Source organism: Micromonospora halotolerans, assembly GCF_032108445.1.
GTDB classification, from domain to species: domain Bacteria; phylum Actinomycetota; class Actinomycetes; order Mycobacteriales; family Micromonosporaceae; genus Micromonospora; species Micromonospora halotolerans.
Map to the genome: position 1 here is coordinate 5,840,107 of NZ_CP134876.1, position 17,504 is coordinate 5,857,610.

General features: G+C 72.2%; 13 protein-coding genes and 1 pseudogene. 3 read left to right on the top strand and 11 right to left on the bottom strand.

Annotated features, from left to right (window positions below):
* Position 1: 1 nt before the first annotated feature.
* The 8 genes and pseudogenes from RMN56_RS27570 to RMN56_RS27605 all read right to left on the bottom strand — a co-directional run bounded on the left by RMN56_RS27570 (position 2) and on the right by RMN56_RS27605 (position 10,473).
* Positions 2-1,369 (bottom strand): pyridoxal phosphate-dependent decarboxylase family protein, encoded by a 1,368-nt coding sequence (locus tag RMN56_RS27570; protein ID WP_313720576.1) that lies wholly within the window; start codon positions 1,367-1,369, stop codon positions 2-4.
* Positions 1,370-1,418: 49 nt separating this feature from the next.
* Complete coding sequence (locus tag RMN56_RS27575) at positions 1,419-2,291, bottom strand: alpha/beta fold hydrolase (protein WP_313720577.1); 873 nt, start codon at positions 2,289-2,291, stop codon at positions 1,419-1,421.
* 114 nt (positions 2,292-2,405) lie between these two features.
* Positions 2,406-3,401, bottom strand: a pseudogene (locus RMN56_RS27580) (glycoside hydrolase family 11 protein).
* A gap of 341 nt (positions 3,402-3,742) precedes the next feature.
* The gene (locus RMN56_RS27585; protein WP_313720578.1) at positions 3,743-4,708 is read right to left on the bottom strand and encodes an acetylxylan esterase; all 966 of its coding nucleotides are present in this window, start codon (positions 4,706-4,708) and stop codon (positions 3,743-3,745) included.
* Between the two features lie 275 nt (positions 4,709-4,983).
* Positions 4,984-7,308 (bottom strand): beta-xylosidase/alpha-l-arabinosidase, encoded by a 2,325-nt coding sequence (locus RMN56_RS27590; RefSeq protein ID WP_313720579.1) that lies wholly within the window; start codon positions 7,306-7,308, stop codon positions 4,984-4,986.
* Between the two features lie 38 nt (positions 7,309-7,346).
* A complete protein-coding gene (locus tag RMN56_RS27595; RefSeq protein ID WP_313724875.1) occupies positions 7,347-8,213 on the bottom strand; it encodes a carbohydrate ABC transporter permease in 867 nt (288 codons plus the stop codon).
* Positions 8,210-9,208 carry a carbohydrate ABC transporter permease gene (locus tag RMN56_RS27600; protein ID WP_313720580.1) on the bottom strand — a complete coding sequence of 333 codons (999 nt, stop codon included), beginning with the start codon at positions 9,206-9,208 and terminating at the stop codon, positions 8,210-8,212. Before RMN56_RS27600 ends, RMN56_RS27595 begins: the two co-directional genes overlap by 4 nt.
* Complete coding sequence (locus tag RMN56_RS27605; protein ID WP_313720581.1) at positions 9,205-10,473, bottom strand: extracellular solute-binding protein; 1,269 nt, start codon at positions 10,471-10,473, stop codon at positions 9,205-9,207. The genes RMN56_RS27600 and RMN56_RS27605 overlap by 4 nt, the downstream gene beginning before the upstream one ends.
* Before the next feature lie 205 nt (positions 10,474-10,678).
* Between RMN56_RS27605 and RMN56_RS27610 the strand changes: the two genes are divergently transcribed.
* Positions 10,679-11,659 carry a LacI family DNA-binding transcriptional regulator gene (locus RMN56_RS27610; RefSeq protein ID WP_313724876.1) on the top strand — a complete coding sequence of 327 codons (981 nt, stop codon included), beginning with the start codon at positions 10,679-10,681 and terminating at the stop codon, positions 11,657-11,659.
* A 40-nt stretch (positions 11,660-11,699) separates the two neighbouring features.
* On the opposite strand, the gene RMN56_RS27615 is transcribed toward RMN56_RS27610, so the two are convergent.
* The gene (locus RMN56_RS27615; protein WP_376787239.1) at positions 11,700-12,737 is read right to left on the bottom strand and encodes a LacI family DNA-binding transcriptional regulator; all 1,038 of its coding nucleotides are present in this window, start codon (positions 12,735-12,737) and stop codon (positions 11,700-11,702) included.
* Positions 12,738-13,125: 388 nt separating this feature from the next.
* Here RMN56_RS27615 and RMN56_RS27620 point away from each other — a divergent pair, with 388 nt between their 5' ends.
* On the top strand, positions 13,126-14,319 hold the full coding sequence (locus tag RMN56_RS27620; RefSeq protein WP_313720582.1) for an endo-1,4-beta-xylanase: 1,194 nt from the start codon (positions 13,126-13,128) through the stop codon (positions 14,317-14,319).
* A gap of 69 nt (positions 14,320-14,388) precedes the next feature.
* Here the strand turns inward: RMN56_RS27620 and RMN56_RS27625 are convergent, their stop codons facing one another.
* Positions 14,389-14,850 carry a YdeI/OmpD-associated family protein gene (locus RMN56_RS27625; RefSeq protein ID WP_313720583.1) on the bottom strand — a complete coding sequence of 154 codons (462 nt, stop codon included), beginning with the start codon at positions 14,848-14,850 and terminating at the stop codon, positions 14,389-14,391.
* A gap of 80 nt (positions 14,851-14,930) precedes the next feature.
* On the opposite strand from RMN56_RS27625, the gene RMN56_RS27630 reads away from it, so the two are divergent.
* Positions 14,931-16,526: an FAD-binding oxidoreductase gene (locus tag RMN56_RS27630; RefSeq protein ID WP_313720584.1), complete on the top strand. Its 1,596-nt coding sequence runs from the start codon at positions 14,931-14,933 to the stop codon at positions 16,524-16,526.
* Positions 16,527-16,535: 9 nt separating this feature from the next.
* Here the strand turns inward: RMN56_RS27630 and RMN56_RS27635 are convergent, their stop codons facing one another.
* A complete protein-coding gene (locus RMN56_RS27635; RefSeq protein WP_313720585.1) occupies positions 16,536-17,453 on the bottom strand; it encodes an AraC family transcriptional regulator in 918 nt (305 codons plus the stop codon).
* Positions 17,454-17,504 lie beyond the last annotated feature (51 nt).

Consider the following 17,504-nt stretch of genomic DNA (forward strand, 5'->3'; position numbering starts at 1 on the left):
GTCAGGCGGCGAGGCGGGTGATCGCGGCGATCGAGCGCTCCACGTCCGCCTCACTCGTGGTGGCGTTCGAGACCGACAGGCGCATCAGGCGTCGCCCGCGCCACGTCGTCCCGCCCGCCCAGCAGGTGCCGTCCGCCTGCACGGCGGCCACTACCCGGTCGGTGCGCGCGTCGTCGCCGAAGCCGACCAGCACCTGGTTGAGGACCACCTCGTTCGCCACCTCGAACCCGGCCGCGGTCAGGCCCTCGGCGAACCGGCGGGCCAGCGCGCAGCAGCGATCCACCATCGCGGCGACGCCGTCGCGGCCCAGCTCCCGCAGACCGGCCCAGACGGCGAACCCGCGCGCCCGGCGGGAGGACTCGGCGGTAAGGTCCGCGCCCGCCGGCGAGCCGCCGGAACCGACCAGGTACGCGGCGGCGTACGACATCGCCGCCGCGTGCGCGTCGGGCCGGGAGCAGAACGCGAAGGCCGAGTCGTACGGGAGGTTCAGCCACTTGTGGCCGTCGCAGGCCCACGAGTCGGCCAGCTCCATCCCGTCCACGAGGTGCCGCGTGGTCGGGCTCGCCGCGGCCCACAGTCCGAATGCCCCGTCCACATGCGCCCACCCGCCGTGCCGGTGGACCAGCTCGCACGCCTCGCGCAGCGCGTCGCAGGCGCCGGTGTTCACGTTGCCGGCCTGCAGGCACACGATGGTGGGGCCCGGGGCGCCGGCGCGCAGCACGGCCCGCAGCGCTTCGACGTCGATGGCGCCGTTGGGCCCGGTGGGCACCGGCTCCAGCACGTCCGTCCCGAGGCCGAGCAGACGCAACGACCGGTCGATCGTGCCGTGCCGCTCATCCCCCACGATCACCCGGATCGGCGGCGCCCCGAGCAGCCCTTGCCGCTCCACGTCCCAACCCGCGTCGGCCAGCACCCGGTGCCGGGCGGCGGCGAGCCCGGCGGTGTTCGCCGCCTGGGCGCCGGTGACGAAGCCGACCGACGCGGCTGCCGGGATCCCCAGCAGCTCCTTCAGCCAGCCGCCGGCGGCGGCCTCGGCGGCGATGGCGGCCGGCGAGGTGACCGCGTTGAACGCGAGCTGGTCCCAACCGGCCGCGAGGATGTCGGCCGCGGTCGCCGCCGGCAACGCGCCGCCGACCACGAACCCGAAGTACCGCGGGCCGGCGCTGGCGACCAGGCCGGGCTCGGCCGCGGCGACCAGCTCCGCGAGCACCTGCTCGGGCGGGCGGGGGCCGGAGGGCAACGGGCCGGAGAACCCGTCGGTCACCGCCGCGTGGTCGACCGGCACGCCGACCGTTCGATCGGGCAACGACCGCCGGTAGTCGGCCGCGTGGTCGGCGGCCAGCCGGAACAGGCGACTCAGTTCCTCCACGGCCGCACCCTATCCCGTGCCCGGGACGGCCACCGGAGGCGGCGGGGCACTAGCGGTGCACGCGCCCCAGGAAGTCGCGCATCAGCGCCACCACCTCGTCGAGGTGGGTCTCCAGCAGCCAGTGGCCCCCGTCGAGCAGGTGCAGCTCCGCGTCGGGGAGGTCCCGCAGGTACGCCCGTGCCGCGTCCGCGGGCATGTAGCCGTCGTGCGGTCCCCAGAGGATGAGCGTGGGTGGCCGGTGCCGGCGCAGGTACGCCTGCTGGCGCGGGAACCAGTCGACGGTGGTGCGCTGGTCGGCGAGCAGCCGGGCGAGGTTGTGCGGGCCGGGCGGGCGGCCCACCTGCGCCCAGGACAGGACCCACAGGTCCGGGCTGACCCGCTGGGCGATCTCCTCCGGCAGATCGCCCACGAACTCGTCGCGGAATCCCCGTTCCGAGACGTTCGGTGCCACCGTCGCCAGTGCCTGCGGGTACGGCTCGGCCCACATCTTCTTGAGCGGCGCGTACTTCGGTCCGTGCTGGTCGGGATAGATGTCGCCGTTCTGGATGACCAGGGCGGCGACCCGCTCCGGCGCGCCCATTGCCAGGCGCAGCCCGAACTGGGAGCCGTAGTCCTGGAGGTAGATGGCGTACCGGCGCAGGTCGAGGACCTCAGTGAACCGGCGCAGGAAGGCGGCGTACGCGTCGAAGGTGTAGGCGAAACGCCCCTCGTCCGCCCGCGTGTAGCCGAATCCGGGCAGGTCCGGGGCGAGCAGCCGCCAACGGTCGCCGAGGGCCGGCAGCAGGTGGCGGAACTGGAAGGACGACGAGGGGTAGCCGTGCGGCAGGAGCACGATCGGGGCGTCGGCCGCGCCGGCCTCCCGGTAGAACGTCGGAATGCCGTCCACGTCGACGGTGCGGTGCGTGACCGGCGCGGCTGCCATGGCGCGGCCTACCCGTCCCGCCCCCGGGCAAACGAGCGGCCGTGCTCGTCCGGCCGGTCCTGGTCGGGCGGGCGGGGTGCCGGCACGTCGACCGGCGCCCCACCCGCTCCCAGGTCAGCCGGCCGCGCAGCTCGCGGTCGGCGTCGTGTTGTTGCCGTTCTTGTAGAGCGTGATGCCGAAGTTGTTGCCGTTGCCGTTCGGCCGGGCCGTGAGGGTGCCGCTGGTGCCGCTGATCGAGGCGTTCCAGCTGTTCTGCAGGGTCTGGCCGCCGTTCGTGCGGATGGTGACGACCCAGTTGCTGCTGCCGCTGACCGAGAAGTTCACGTTGAACCGGTCGCTCCACTCGTCGGCGCGGGTGACGCTGACCGTGCAGCCGCCGCCGGGCGGCGGGGTGGTCGGGCCGGGGGCCGCGCCGCCCACCGTGATGTTGGAGCTGCCGCTGCTCTGGTAGCCCTCGGTGGCCAGGATCTGGTAGTCGTGGCTGCCCAGGTTCATGCCGTACCGGGCCCACGCGTCGAAGTGGTTGCCGGCGGTGATGGTGCCGCCGACCCGCTTCGACTGCCGGACGCTCCAGTACTGGTAGAAGGTGCGGGTGCCCTCGATGGAGGGCGCGTTGACCCGCTGCGTGCGGTAGATGTCGTACGTGCCGCCGTCGCTGGTGACCGTGCCCATGAACCCCTGGCCGCCCGGCGGCCGGTAGGTGCCCCAGCTGTCGATGATGTAGTACTCGACGAGCGGGTTCCTCGTCCACCCGTAGAGGGTCAGGTAGGCGTTGCCGGACGGGTTGAACGTGCCGGAGTAGGTCACGGTCCGGCGTGCGCCGGGATTCCAGCCCTTGCCGGCGACGAAGTTGTTGACGTTGCTCCACTGGGTGCTGTACTGGCCGCCGCTACCCATGTTCATGGAGACGTTGCCACTGTCCTTTCAGAAGGAATAGAAGTAGCCGTTGTTCGTCCCGGTGGAGTTCGACGTCACGGTCTCGGCGTGCGCGGGGCTGGACTGCAGGGCCGTGGCGCCGGCCGTGACCAGGACGGCGGCACAGGCGCCGCCGATGAGCATTCGGAGGCGGCCACGTCTGGTGGTCCTCGCGGGGACGGGGGCGTCGGTCATGTGCGTGCTTCCTCTCTCGACGGCTGGCGGAGGCCAGCAGCGCGGCGCGACCCGGCGGCAGCTGCCGGCGGCCCGTGACCGCCGTCGGAGGAGCGGGTCGCGGACGGTCGGCATCGGCGGTGATGGATGGGTCCCGACGGCGAAAGCATCGGCCGCCCGGCGACACACTGTCAACAACTTCCGGAAAAGTTGCGGACCCTCGACCGCGGCCGACGATCCCGACCCGAGGCATCGCCGCTACTCAAGCCACGTCGGCGGGTGGGCACGACCTGCGGATGACGATCCCGACCTCACTGGCGGCGCTCACCGACCGGGCGGTGATTCCGGAATTTTCCGGGAGGTCAGCCGCCGAGGGCGGTACGGAGGAAGTCGAGGGCTGCCGCGTCGTCGTCGATCCCGCCCGCCTCGTGGCCGTTGTACCGCCACACCGCCAGCTCGGCCGGCCCCCGGTAGGCGTTGACCGCGGCGAAGACCGTGGACGGGGGCACGATCTCGTCCATCAGGGCCACGGAGAAGCGGGCGGGCACGGTGGCCCGGCGGGCGAACGCGACACCGTCGACGTAGCCGAGCGTGCGCAGCACCTGCTCCTCCCGGTCCCGGTGCACCGCCAGGTAGTCCCGGATCTCCCGGTAGGGCGCGGCGTCGGTGATCGTCACGGCACGCGGCATGTCGCAGAGGAACGGCACGTACGCGACCGCCGCGCGCAGGTCCGGCACCAGGGCGGCGGCGGCGAGCGCGGCGCCGCCGCCCTGGCTGTGACCGAGCACTGCGACCCGGGCGGCGTCGACCGCCGGCAGGCGGCGCGCCGCGTCGACGGCCCGGACCGCGTCGGTGAGGAAGCGGCGGTAGTAGTAGCGGCGCGGATCCTCGACGCCCCGGGTGGTCATCCCGGGGGCCTGCGGGCCCGCCCCGGCGACGTCCGGGGTGTCGCCCCGGCTCCAGCCGGAGCCCTGGCCGCGGGTGTCCATCTGGAGGTGGGCGAACCCGGCGGCGGCCCAGAGCAGGTTCTCCAGCGGGTGGCCGCGCCCGCCGCCGTAGCCGACGTACTGCACGACGGCCGGCAGCGGCCCGGACGCGCCCCGGGGCACCCGCAGCCACGCCTTCACCGGCTGCCCGGCGAAGCCCGGGAAGGTGACGTCGAAGACGTCCAGGCCGACCAGCGGGGTGGCCACCGCGGTCACCTCGACCGGTTCGCCGCAGGACCGGGCCTCGGCGAGGGTGTCGGCCCAGAACGCGTCGAAGTCCGGCGGCTCGCGCAGGTCGCTGCGGTGGGCGCGCAGCTCCGCCTCGGGCAGGTCGGTGTACACGGCCGCCTCTCAGCTCGTCGGGGTGCGCCTAACAGCCGGCCGGACCGGGCCGAGAATTTCCGGAACAGTGCCGCGATCTCCCGGCACGCTAGGACCACCCGGCGTCGGCGTCAACCGCCGGTCCGGCGCCGGCCGACGCGCCGAGCACCCGGGCCAGCCAGCGCAGCTGTCGACGCACCTGCACGGCCTCACCGCCCTCGTGCTGGTTGAACGGACCCCTCCACTGAGCGGGCGCCGGTCCGCCGGGCGTCACGGGGACGCCCGGCGGACCGGCCTCACCGGATCTCGGACGTGGTCCAGCGCGGAGAGTCGGCGGTGACCGGCACGGTGTCACCGACCAGGGTGGTCAGTGCCTCGGTGTCCCGCCGCGCGCTCGTGCCGACCCAGAGCTGGACCTCGCCGGGCTCCACGACGCGGGTGAGCGTGCGGTCGGAGAAGGCCAGGCGGGTGGTGGGAACCGTCAGCTCGACGGTGACCGACTGGCCCGGATCCAGGTGGACCCGCCGGTAGCCGAGCAGCTGCGCCACCGGCCGGGTCACCGACGCCACCAGGTCGCGGCCGTAGAGCTGCACGACGTCGTCGCCGGCCACCGCGCCGGTGTTGGTCACGCGCACCGTCACGTGCAGCGCTCCGTCGGTCGGCGCCGTCGTCGGGGCGCAGAGGCCGGTGTGCGCGAACGTCGTGTAGGACAGGCCGTCGCCGAACGCCGCCGCGGGCGTCGCCGGCAGGTTGGTCACCTCGCTGCCCTCGCCGAGCGTGGGGTGCAGGTAGGAGTACGGCTGCGCCCCCGCCGAACCGGGCAGGCTGACCGGCAGCCGGCCGGACGGGTTGACCCGCCCGGAGAGCACGCCCGCGATCGCGCCGGCCCCCTCCTCACCGGGGAAGAACGCCTGCACCACCGCCGCGCAGCGCGACAGCGCCCAGCCGACCGCGTACGGGCGCCCGGTGAGCAGCACGAGGACGACCGGCGTGCCCGTGTCCAGCACGGCCTCCACCAGCTCGCGCTGGACGCCGGGCAGCTCCAGGTCCTCCCGATCGCAGCCTTCGCCGACCGTGCCGCGGCCGAAGAGACCGGCGTGATCACCGACGACCAGCACGGCGACCTCCGCGGCGGCCGCCGTGGCGACGGCCTCCGCGAACCCGGACCGGTCGTGGGTGTCCACGTCGCAGCCACCCGCCCAGGTCACGAGCTCGGCGTCGAACTCTTCCCGCATCGCGCCGAGGACGGTCGACACCTCGATGCCGGTCTCCACGCCGGGGTGCTGGACGAGCACGTGGTTGAGGAAGGAGTAGCACCCGAAGAGGGCGGCCTGCCGGTCCGCGTTCGGACCGATGACCGCCACGCGTCGGCCCGCCGGCAGCGGGAGGACGCCCTGGTTGGCGACCAGGACCACCGACTCCTCGGCGAGGCGGCGAGCGATCGACCGGTGCTCCGGCGAGTCGAGATCGACCGTCCGGGGCGGCTCGTCCGTGAACGTGGCGTCGAGCAGCCCGAGTTCCTGCTTCTCGCGCAGCACCCGCAGCACCGCCCGGTCGATGAGCGCCTCGTCGAGGTCACCGGCCCGCACCCGCTCCGGCAGGGCCAGATAGGCGTCGCCCGTCGGGAGCTCGATGTCGACACCGGCGGTGAGCGCCTGCACGGCCGCCTCGGCGTGGTCGGCCGCGACGTGGTGCAGCAGGTTCAGGAAGGCGACACCGTAGTAGTCGGACACCACCGTGCCGTCGAAGCCCCAACTGTCCCGCAGCACGCCGGTCAGCATCCCCGGATCGGCCGCGACGGGTACGCCGTCGATCTCCGTGTAGGAGTGCATGATGCTGCGGGCGTTCCCGTCGAAAATCGCCATCTCGAACGGGAGGAACAGCACGTCGGCGAGCTCCCGGGGGCCGGCGTGCACCGGGGCGAAGTTGCGCCCGGCGCGCGACGCGGAATAGCCGGCGAAGTGCTTCAGCGTGGCGTGCACGCCCTGCGACTGGAGGCCGCGCACGTACGACGTGCCGAGGGTGCCGACCAGGTAGGGGTCCTCGGCGATGCACTCGTCGACCCGGCCCCAGCGCGGGTCCCGGATCACGTCGAGCACCGGGGCGAGACCCTGGTGGATGCCCAGCGCCCGCATCGAGGCCCCGATGGCCGCGGCCATCTCGGTGACGAGCTCGGGATCGAAGGCGGCGCCCCAGCTCAGCGGGGTGGGAAAGGTGGCCGCCTTCCACGCCGAGAGCCCGGTCAGGCACTCCTCGTGGACGATCGCCGGTATCCCCAACCTGGTGCCCGTCACCAGGTTCCGCTGGAACCGCCACAGCCAGGCCGCGCGGTCCGCGGCGTCGACCGGGCGGGTGCCGTAGGCGCGGGTGAGATGGCCGAGTCCGTGCCGGGCGAAGTCCTCGAGCGTGACGGCGTCGCCGAACTCGCCCTGCAGGGGTGCGACCGCCTCGCCGTCCTCCTTCTCCCAGAAGCCGACGAGCTGCGCGACCTTCTCCTCGATCGTCATCCGGCCGAGCAGCTCACGTACGCGCGCCTCGCCGACATGCCCGTCGGACCGGTCGTGGTCGGGAACCGTCTGGGCCGGTACCGACCCGTCCACCACCGCGTGGACCTCAGTCATGCTGTGCCTTTCTCTGGTTGTGCTTGTACCGCTGCCGCTCAGCCCTTGACCGCACCCTGCAGGCCACCGACGATCTGCTTCTCCGCGAGCGTGAAGAAGAACAGTGCCGGCAGCATCGCGAGCGACGTGAAGGCGAGGACGCCGGCGGTGTCGGTGGAGAACTGGCTGGAGAAGTTCTGCACCCCGAGCGGCAGGGTGTGCAGGTCGACATCGCCGAGGACGAGCAGCGGCAGCAGGAACGCGTTCCAACTGGCCACGAACGCGAGGACGCCGACGGTGACGAGCGCGGGCCGCGACAGCGGCAGCGCGATGCGCCAGAGGAAGCCGAGCCGACCGGCGCCGTCGATGGCCGCGGCGTCCTCCAGCTCCCTCGGGATGGCGGACAGGAAGGGCCGCAGGATCACGATCGTCAGCGGCAACTGGAAGGCGACCTGCGGGAGGATCACCGCGTAGTAGGAGTTGACCAGGCCCAGATCCCGCAGCATCAGGTAGAGCGGCAGGATCGCCGCGCCGGCCGGGAAGAGCAGGCCGAGCGTGAAGAAGGTGTAGAGCCCCTCACGCCCCCGGAAGCTGTACCGGGCCAGCACGAACGCGGCGGCCAGGCCGAGCACCACTACGCCGAGCGTGGTGCCGAGGGCGATCACCCCGCTGTTGAACGCCTGCTGCCAGAACTTGCTCTGCGTCAGCACCCGGGTGTAGTTGTCGAAGACCCACGGGTCGGGCAGGCCGCCCGGGTCCGCGACGATCTGCGGCGTGGTGCGGAAACCGCCGACGATCACGTACAGGATCGGGGCGATCGACACGGCCGCGACGGCGAGCGCCAGCGCGTAGGTGAGCGGGGTGCCCCACGACACCGGCCGGCGCCCGGCGGACGGAGGATGGACGGGGTTCACGGCCATGATCAGTTCGCCCTTCCCGTGATGGCGCCCTCGATGTCCCGACGGAGGATGAAGCGCTGGAACAGCAGCGCCGCGACGAACGAGATGACGAAGAGGATCACGGCCACGGCGTTGCCGTAGCCCCACAGCCGGGCGAAGAACCCGTTGTCCACCATGTACGTCGCCATGGTCCCGGAGGCCCCGAGCGACCGGATCGCGGGCACCGAGGTCACCCAGATCACGTCGAAGACCTGCAGCGAACCGATCATCGACAGGAACATCCAGATCCGGATGGTCGGCCCCAGCAGCGGGAGGGTGACGTGGCGCTGGGTCTGCCACCAGCTCGCGCCGTCGATCGCGGCGGCCTCGGTCAGCTCGTGCGGCACGTTCGACAGGCCGGCGAGCAGGAGGATGATCGCGAAGCCGACGTACTTCCAGGTGAGGACGAAGAGCAGCGTCCAGATGACGACGTCGAGGTCGGCGAGCCACGCCTGCACCAGGCTGCCCAGTCCCACGGATCGCAGCAGCGCGTCGACCGTGCCGCCCTCGGCCAGGATCAGCTTCCACATGATGCCGACGGTGACCTCGGCGAGCACGTAGGGCACGAACGCCAGCAGGCGGAACACGGCGCGCCCGCGGAAGCGGCGGTTGAGCAGCAGGGCGATGCCCAGGGCGATGGGGCCCTGGATCAGCAGCGACCCGAACACGATGATGGCGTTGTTGCGCAACGCGTCGAGGAAGATCGGGTCCTGGAAGGCGAGCGTGTAGTTCTTGAAGCCGATGTACTCGGTGGGGGGCCCGACCCCACGCCATCGGTACAGGCTGTAGTAGACCGCGAAGCCCATCGGGACCAGCACGAACATCACGTAGACCACGAGCGCCGGCGTCGTGAGCCCGATGATCTCGTACCACTTACGGCGGGTCTCGGCCCGGCGGGAGGACGAGCGCCCGGCGGGCCGGTGACCCGCCGGCGGCGCGGAGACGCCGCCGGCGGGGAACCGGGTTTGGTCGGTGGAGGTCACTTGCTCGCGGCTGCCTTCATCCCCGCGACGACCTTCTCCGGCGTCCCCTTGCCCGAGAAGATGCCGACGATCCCGTCGTTCATCGCGGTGCCGACGGTGCTGCCGTAGGCAGTGTCCAGCCAGAGCTGGACGTAGCTCGCCTCGGACGTGGCCTGCAGGATGGCCTTCAGCGCGGGGTCCTTGATCCCGGCCTCGGATCCCTTGACGACCGGGAGTCCGGTGCCCGTCTCGGCGTAGCCCTTCTGCACCTCGGGGCTCGCGATGTACTTGAGGAACTCGACGCACTCGGCCGGGGCCTTCTTGGCGCAGGCGAACCCGTCGCCGCCGCCGAGCGCCGCCTTCGGGTCACCGGCGGAACCGGAGATCGCCGGCACGGGGAACCAGCCGAGGAACTTGGCGAGCTTCGCCTTGTCCGTGGCGACGTTGTCCAGCGTGCCCCGGTTCCAGTCGCCCATCAGCTCCATCGCGGCCTTGCCGTTGGCGAGCAGGCCGTTCGCGCTGGTCGGGTCGTTCTGGCCCGGCGTGGCGATGAAGTTGTTCTGGAACGGCTTGGTGTCGATGAAGGCCTTCAGGTCCTGGCCGGCCTTCACGAAGCACGGGTCGTCGAAGACCTTGTCCTTGGACGCCTTCTTCAGCGTGTCGACCGAGCAGGCGCGCAGCGCGAAGTTGTACCACCAGTGCGCGGCGGGCCACTTGTCACCGGCGCCCACGGCGATCGGGGTGACGTTGATGGCCTTGAGCTTCGTGACCGCGGCGTTGAGCTCTTCGAACGTGGTCGGCGGAGCGCTGATGCCCGCCTGGGCGAACATGTCCTTGTTGTACCAGATGCCCTCGATGCCCATCCGGAACGGCAGGCCGTACTGCTTGCCGTCCACCTGCCAGATCTCGGCCGCGCTGCCGATGTTGGCAACCTCGGTCTTGGTCTGGTCGGTGATGTCCTTGAGGTAGTCGGCCTCGACCTGCTCCACCAGCTCGCCGCCACCCCACGACATGAAGACGTCCGGCGGGTCGTTGCTCAGCAGCGCGGCGGGGATGCGGGTGCGCTGCAGCTGGTTCGTCTCGATCGCCTCGATCTCGATCTTGACGGTCGGGTGGAGCGCGGAGAAGTCCTTGGCGACCTTCTCCCAGTAAACCTTGCCGGGACCGTCCTGGGGGGCGTTGTGCCACCAGGTCAGGGTCACCGGGTTCTTGTACAGCTCGCTCTCGCTGGACGCCTCGTCGTCGCCGCCGCTGTTGCAACCAGCGACGACGAGAGCGCTTGTCATAAGCAGTGCCAGAGCGGCACCCGCACGGCGCTTCGTCGCCATCGATGTCTCCTCCGTCAGGCAGTCGCGGTACTCGGCCTGCGGGGGAGTTTTACAGTCGTGAAACTTGGTGTCAATCGGTATCGATAACGTTTTCGAGTCACTCGTGACGGGGCCCGAGCAGCGGCTCTATCATCGTCGGGTGGTGTTCCCGGAGCGCGTCAAGATGTCGGATGTGGCACGTACCGCCGGCGTCTCGGTGGCTACGGTATCTAAGGTTGTCAATGGACGGTACGGCGTGGCCCAGGCGACCGTGGAGCGCGTCCAGCAGGTCATCCACGAGCTCGGCTACGAGGCCAGCCTGGGCGCGCAGAGCCTGCGCAGCCACCGCACGAACGTGCTGGGCATCCTTGTCGCCGAGTTCGAGCCGTTCTCCACCGAACTGCTCAAGGGGGCGTCCCGCGAGGTCGCCGGCAGTGGCTACCAGCTGCTCGCCTACTCCAGCGGCGACGGCGAGGGCGCCGCCATCGGCTGGGAGCGGCGCTCGCTGGCCCGCCTGTCCGGGACCCTCATCGACGGCGCCGTGATCGTCACGCCGACCGTGATCGAGACCAAGCACGGCTTCCATGTCGTGGCCGTCGACCCGCACACCGGCCCGTCCGGTCTGCCCACCGTCGACTCGGACAACTTCGCCGGCGCCGTGCTCGCCACCAACTACCTGCTGTCGCTCGGCCACCGCCGCATCGGGCACATCAGCGGACGCCCCGACCTCGAGTCGGCGCGCCTGCGCGAGGCCGGCTTCCGCAAGGCCATGGCCGACGCCGACGTGCCCGTGGACGAGCGGATCGTGCGCGTCGGCGGGTTCCGCACCGAGAGCGCCGCCGGTACGGCGGCGGAACTGCTCTCGCTCCCGGACCGACCGACCGCGATCTTCGCCGGAAACGACCTCTCGGCTATCTCCACGATGGACGTCGCCCGGAGCATGGGCCTCACGGTGCCCGACGACCTGTCGGTCATCGGCTTCGACAACGTCCCGGAGTCGGCGCTGGTGAATCCCCCGCTGACGACGATCATGCAACCGCTGCAGCGCATGGGCGCCGAGGCGCTGCGCCTGCTCATCGACCTGATCGCCGGCGTCGAGCGGGACATCCACATCCGGCTCCCCACCGAGCTGGTCGTCCGGGCCTCCTGCCGCCCCTACCGGTGACGCCGCAGCCACTCCCACCGGATCCGGGCGCTGGTGGCGGTCAGCCGGCCAGCGGGGCGGCGCTGTCGCGGACGACGAGTTGGGTGGCCAGCTCCACCCGTGGGCTCTCGATCCGCTCACCCTGGGCCAGGCGCAGGACCGTGCGGGCGGCGAGCAGGCCCATCTTCGCGAGGGGCTGCCGGACGGTGGTCAGCGGCGGGGAGCACCACCGGACCTCCGGCAGGTCGTCGAAGCCGACGACGCTGACGTCGTCGGGCACCCGCAGGCCGCGTCGCCGCACGGCCTCGTAGACACCGAGGGCCATCTGATCACTGGCGGCGAAGATCGCGGTGGGCGGCTTGGGCAGGCGCAGCAGGTGGTTGCCCGCGGCGAAGCCGGCCTCGTGGTAGAAGTTGCCCGGATAGATCAGCTCCTCGTCGACGCTCAGGCCGGCGGTATCCAGCGCCGCCCGGTAGCCGTCCAGACGCGCCCGGCTGCACATCAGCTGCGGCGGCCCGGCGACGAAGCCGATCCGCCGGTGGCCGAGACCGAGCAGGTACTCGGTCGCGCGTAGGCTGCCCGCCCAGTTGGTCGCGCCGATGGTGTGCGCCTCCTGCGGGGGCACCCCGGCGGGGTCGACGATGACGACGGGAATGTTGAGCCGGCGCAACTCGGCCTGCAGCGGCGGCTCCAGGGTGGAGGTCACGAAGATGACCCCCTGGGTGGAGCGGGTGCGCAGGTTGTTCAGCCACTGCCGGGCCGACGAGCTGCGCCGGTGGATCGCGGAGACCACGGTGCCGATGCCGGCCGCGTGCGTGACGTCCTCGACCCCCCGGATGATCTCGACCGCCCAGGGGCTGTCCAGGTCGTTGAAGACCAGGTCGATCAGACCGGAGCTGGGCCGCGTGCTCGGCCTGCGGCGTCGGTAGCCGTGCCGGGTCAGCAGCTCCTCGACCCGTTCCCGCGTCCGCGGGGCGACGTCGGAGCGGCCGTTGACGACCCGCGACACGGTGGGCACCGACACGCCGGCCAGCCGCGCGATCGCGGCGATGGTGACTTTCCGGGAATCGTCCGCGGCCACCTGTCGCCCTTTCGTCATCGCTTGAGCGAACGAAGGGAAGCCTTGCCGGGCGGGTCGCCTGCTCGGAGCCCCGGGACTTTCGGTGGGATGCCGGTACTTCCGATCGCTTGAGGGCACGTTATGACCTGACGCGATGCGGGTCAAGGCCCCGCCGGGCCTGGCCTGCGCCTACCGCGACCGCTCCCCCGGCCGTCGCCGCCGCGTCACCGATGGTTGACGAGGGGGATCGACACTCGTATTGTTCCGGCTCAGTTACCGGGAATTTGCTCGGAAGTATCGGCTCGGTCTCGCACCACCGTTTCCCGCACCGTCTCCCCTGATCGGCGTCCCGGCGGCTCACCTGCCGCGCACCAGGCGCCCTCCCGGTCGACGCCCCGGTCGACCCGTTCGCACACCGGAGAAGCCCATGAAACTGCGACGATGGATAGCCGCCGGCGCGGTCGCCGTGGCCGCCGCCGCCACGCTCAGCAGCCCGCCGGCGACGGCCGGCCGCCCGTACGACCCGACCGACCAGAGCCTGCGCAACCTCGCGCTGCGCCACGGCCTCGCCGTCGGCACGGCCGTCGACATGGCCGCCCTCGACGACCCCGCCGACCCGCAATACCGCCAGCTCGCCGCGTCGGAGTTCTCCACGGTCACCGCGGAGAACGTGATGAAGTGGGAGAGCCTGGAGCCGACCCGCGGCACGTACAACTGGGAGCCCGCCGACCGCCTCCTCGCCTTCGCCAAGCAGAACAACCAGCGCGTCCGTGGGCACGTCCTCGTGTGGCACAACCAGCTGCCCGGCTGGCTGACCGCCGGCGTGGCCGACGGATCCATCAGCAACGCCGAGCTGCGCGACATCCTGCGCCGGCACATCACCGCCGTGGTCACCCACTTCAGGGGCCGGATCTGGCAGTGGGACGTGGTCAACGAGGCGGTCAGCGACCCCTGGGACACCCCGTCGACCCTGCACTACAAGGGGTTCTGGGCCGAGCACCTCGGTCCCGGCTACATCGCCGACGCCTTCCGGTGGGCCCGCGCGGCCGACCCGCACGCCCTGCTGTTCTACAACGACTACAACATCGAGGCCTTCGGCTCCCGCGACCCGGCGAACGACAAGACCCAGTTCGTGTACGACATGGCCAAGAAGCTGCTGGCCCAGCGCGTACCGATCGACGGCATCGGCAGCCAGGGGCACCTCGGCACCCAGTACGGCAACTTCGACACCTTCCAGGTCGCCGAGGCGCTGCGGAAGTTCGCCGGGTTGGGGCTGGCCACCGCGTTCACCGAGGTCGACGTGCGCAGCCAGCTCACCGAGGGAGTCCAGGCGGGCGACCCGAACGAGGTGAACCCGCGGCTGCAGGCCGCGGCGGCGAACTTCAGCGTGCTGCTGCAGGCCTGCCTGGCCGAACGGCACTGCCTGTCGTTCACCGTCTGGGGATTCACCGACAAGCACTCCTGGGTGCCCGGCTGGTTCTCCGACCCGCCGGAGGGCCTGGCCACGATCTACGACGAGAACTACCAGCCCAAGCGGGCGTACCAGCTGATGAAGGCGGATCTGATCTACAGCGGTCCGCCCTACGTCCTGCCGCGCGTCCCGCAGCGGCCGCGCCGCTAGACACGGCGGTCCGGGCGGGACGGGTCGGTCGACCCGTCCCGCCCGATCGCTGCCGTGGTGTCCGGACGCTCAGCGGTGCTGGCCGGCGTGGAGCATCTCGATGGTCTTCGTGACCCGCTGCGCCCGGGTGGCCTCCCGCTTGGCCTCGGTGATCCAGCGGACGAACTCCTTGCGGTGCGAGGCGGCGAGCGCTTCGAACGCCGCCTGGGCCCGGGCGTCACCGGCGAGGGCGGCGGCCAGGTCCTCGGGCACCTCCACGCCGCGGGGCTCCGCGTCGAGGGCGACGGCGACCTCGTACGTCGCCCCGATGTCCACCCCCGCCTGCGTCCGCGCCGCGCGGGACAACCCGATCAGGTTCTCGCCGCCCATCCGGGCCAGCCGCAGCGTGAGCGTCACCCCGTTGACGCTCACGCGCACGGGGAACGTCCGGCGCCCCTCCCCCACCGCGGACACCTGCTCGTCGGAGAGGACGAATGCTCCCGCCGGACCGCGCTGCTCCAGCGTCAACGTCAACGCGAGGGTCTGGGCCATGGCGTCATCGTAGTCGTCGGCGACCCGACGGCCGATTCACCGCCCGGCGGTCGCGGTGATCGATGGATACCGTCATGGCCATGGCCGATGCTGCGACCGCCCGCCCCACCGTCCGCGCCCGCTCCTGGTGGGGCTGGGGCTGGGCGGACGAACACCCCGACGACGCCGAGTGCGCGGCGATGGGAGCCCTCCTCCCCGGTACGCTCCCACGCCCGCTGTCCGTCCCTCGGGTCGCCGACCTGCGGATCGCCCGGCCCGCCGTCGAACCGCCGCCCAGCCTCGCGCACCTGGTCACCGCCGACCCCGAGGCGCGCGCCGCGCACGCCATGGGCAAGGCGTACCGGGATGTGATCCGCGCGCTGCGCGGCCGTCCCGGGCGGATACCCGACCTGGTCGCCCGGCCGGCGGACGACCGGGACGTGGCCGACCTGCTGGACTGGGCGGGTGACCGCGGCGTGGCGGTGATCCCGTACGGCGGGGGCTCCTCGGTGACCGGCGGCGTGGAGTACCGCGGCGACGCGCACCGGGCGGTGGTGTCCCTCGACCTCACCACGATGGACCGGGTGGTGGAGGTCGACACCGACAGCCGGGCCGCCCGCATCCAGGCCGGCGTCCTCGGCCCGGCGCTGGAGAACCAACTCAGGCCGCACGGCCTGACGCTGCGGCACTTCCCGCAGAGTTTCGAGTTCTCCACCCTCGGCGGCTGGCTCGCCACCCGGGCGGGCGGTCACTACGCCACCGTGCACACGCACATCGACGACTTCGTGCAGTCCCTGCGGCTGGTCACCCCGGCCGGCGCCGGCACGTCGTGGCAGGTGCCCGCCTCCGGCGCCGGACCGTCTCCCGACCGGCTGTTCCTCGGCTCCGAGGGCACCCTGGGTGTCATCACCGAGGCGTGGATGCGCCTGCAGGACCGCCCCCAGCACAGGGCTTCCGCGTCCGTCCGGTTCGCCGACTTCGCCGCCGCGCTGCGCGGGGTCCGCGCGATCGCCCAGTCCGGCCTCTCCCCGGCCAACTGCCGCCTGCTCGATGCCGGCGAGGCCGCCCTGTCCGGCGCCGCCCGGGACGGCTCGTCCGTCCTCGTCCTCGGCTTCGAGTCGGCCGCCGTGCCGGTCGACGCCGCTCTCGCCCAGGCGCTGGACCTGGCCCGCGCACACGGCGGAACGCCCTCCCCCGGCGCCGGCCGCCGGGGCGACGAGTCGGTCGGCGCCTGGCGCTCGGCGTTCCTCCGGATGCCCTACCTGCGCGACGGCCTCGCCCGGATGGGCGCCGTCGTCGAGACCTTCGAGACGGCCGCCACCTGGAACCGGCTCCCCGCTCTGGTCGACGCCGTCCGGGTCGAGGTCGGCGCCGCCGCGCGCGAGGCCACCGGCCATCCCGCCGCCGTCAACTGCCGCCTCACCCACGTCTATCCCGACGGAGCGGCGCCCTACTTCACGGTGCTGGCCGGGGGCCGGCCCGGCGACGAGGTGGCCGTGTGGGACCACCTCAAGGAGGTCGCGACCGACGTCCTGCACCGCCATCACGCCACCATCACCCACCACCACGCGGTCGGCCGCGACCACCGCCCCGGCTACGACCGGCAGCGTCCGGAACCGTTCGCCCTGGCCCTGCGCGCCGCGAAGGCCGCGCTCGATCCGCACGGCATCCTGAACCCCGGCGTGCTCGTGGACTGAGCCACTCTCCTAGCCCGGTCGTGCCGCGGCGGCGCGATAGGCGCGCGGCGAGAGACCGACGGCGCGTTTGAAGGCGACGCTGAAGGCGCTCTCCGAGCCGTACCCGACGTCGCGGGCGATGGTGGCGACGGTGCCGTCGCCACGGCGGATGCGGTCGGCGGCGAGTTCGATGCGCCACGCGGTGAGGTACTCCAGCGGCCCCTGGCCGACCACCTGCTTGAACCGGGCCGCCAGGGTGGAGCGGGACACCGCCGCGCTGCGGGCCAGCTCGGCGACGGTCCAGGGGTGGGCGGGCCGGGCGTGCATCCGTCGTAGCACGGCCGCCACGGTGGGATCGTTCAGGCCGGCGAGCCAGCCGCGGGCGTGACCGGCGTCCCGCGTGAGGTAGAGGCGCAGGATCCGGACCAGCATGACGACGGCCAGGTGCTCGGCGACGAGCCTGGCCCCCGCGGCGTCCTGCCGCAGCTCCGCGTCGATCTCGTCGACCGCCTGCCGGACGGTCGCGGCCTCCGGCGTCCCGGCCGCCACCCGGATGACCGGCGGGAGGTCGTCGAGCAGCAGGGCCTGGGCGCGGTCGGTGAAGGTGAACGCACCGCCGATGAGGAACACCTCGTCGCCGTCGCCGGCGTGGGCCACGCCGTCGGTGGCCGCGGTGAACAGGGGGCCCGCCGGCTCGGTCGGCAGACTCGGGTCGCTCGCCAGGGTGAACGCGACCGGCCGGGTCAGCAGGAAACAGTCGCCCGCAAGGAGCCGGAGTGGATCCGGCACCCCGTCCACCCGCAGCCAGCAGTCACCCCGGCGTACGACGTTGAACTTCACGCCGGCGGGCGGCTCGAACCGGACGGCGAACGCTCCGCCGGCCGACATACCGGCGGAAAGGTGACTCGTCGCGCCGATCAGCGAGAGAACGTCCTGTAACGGGTCCACGCACACCCCTCGGACGCTGACTAAACTTTCCCGGACCGCAAACTATAGGCC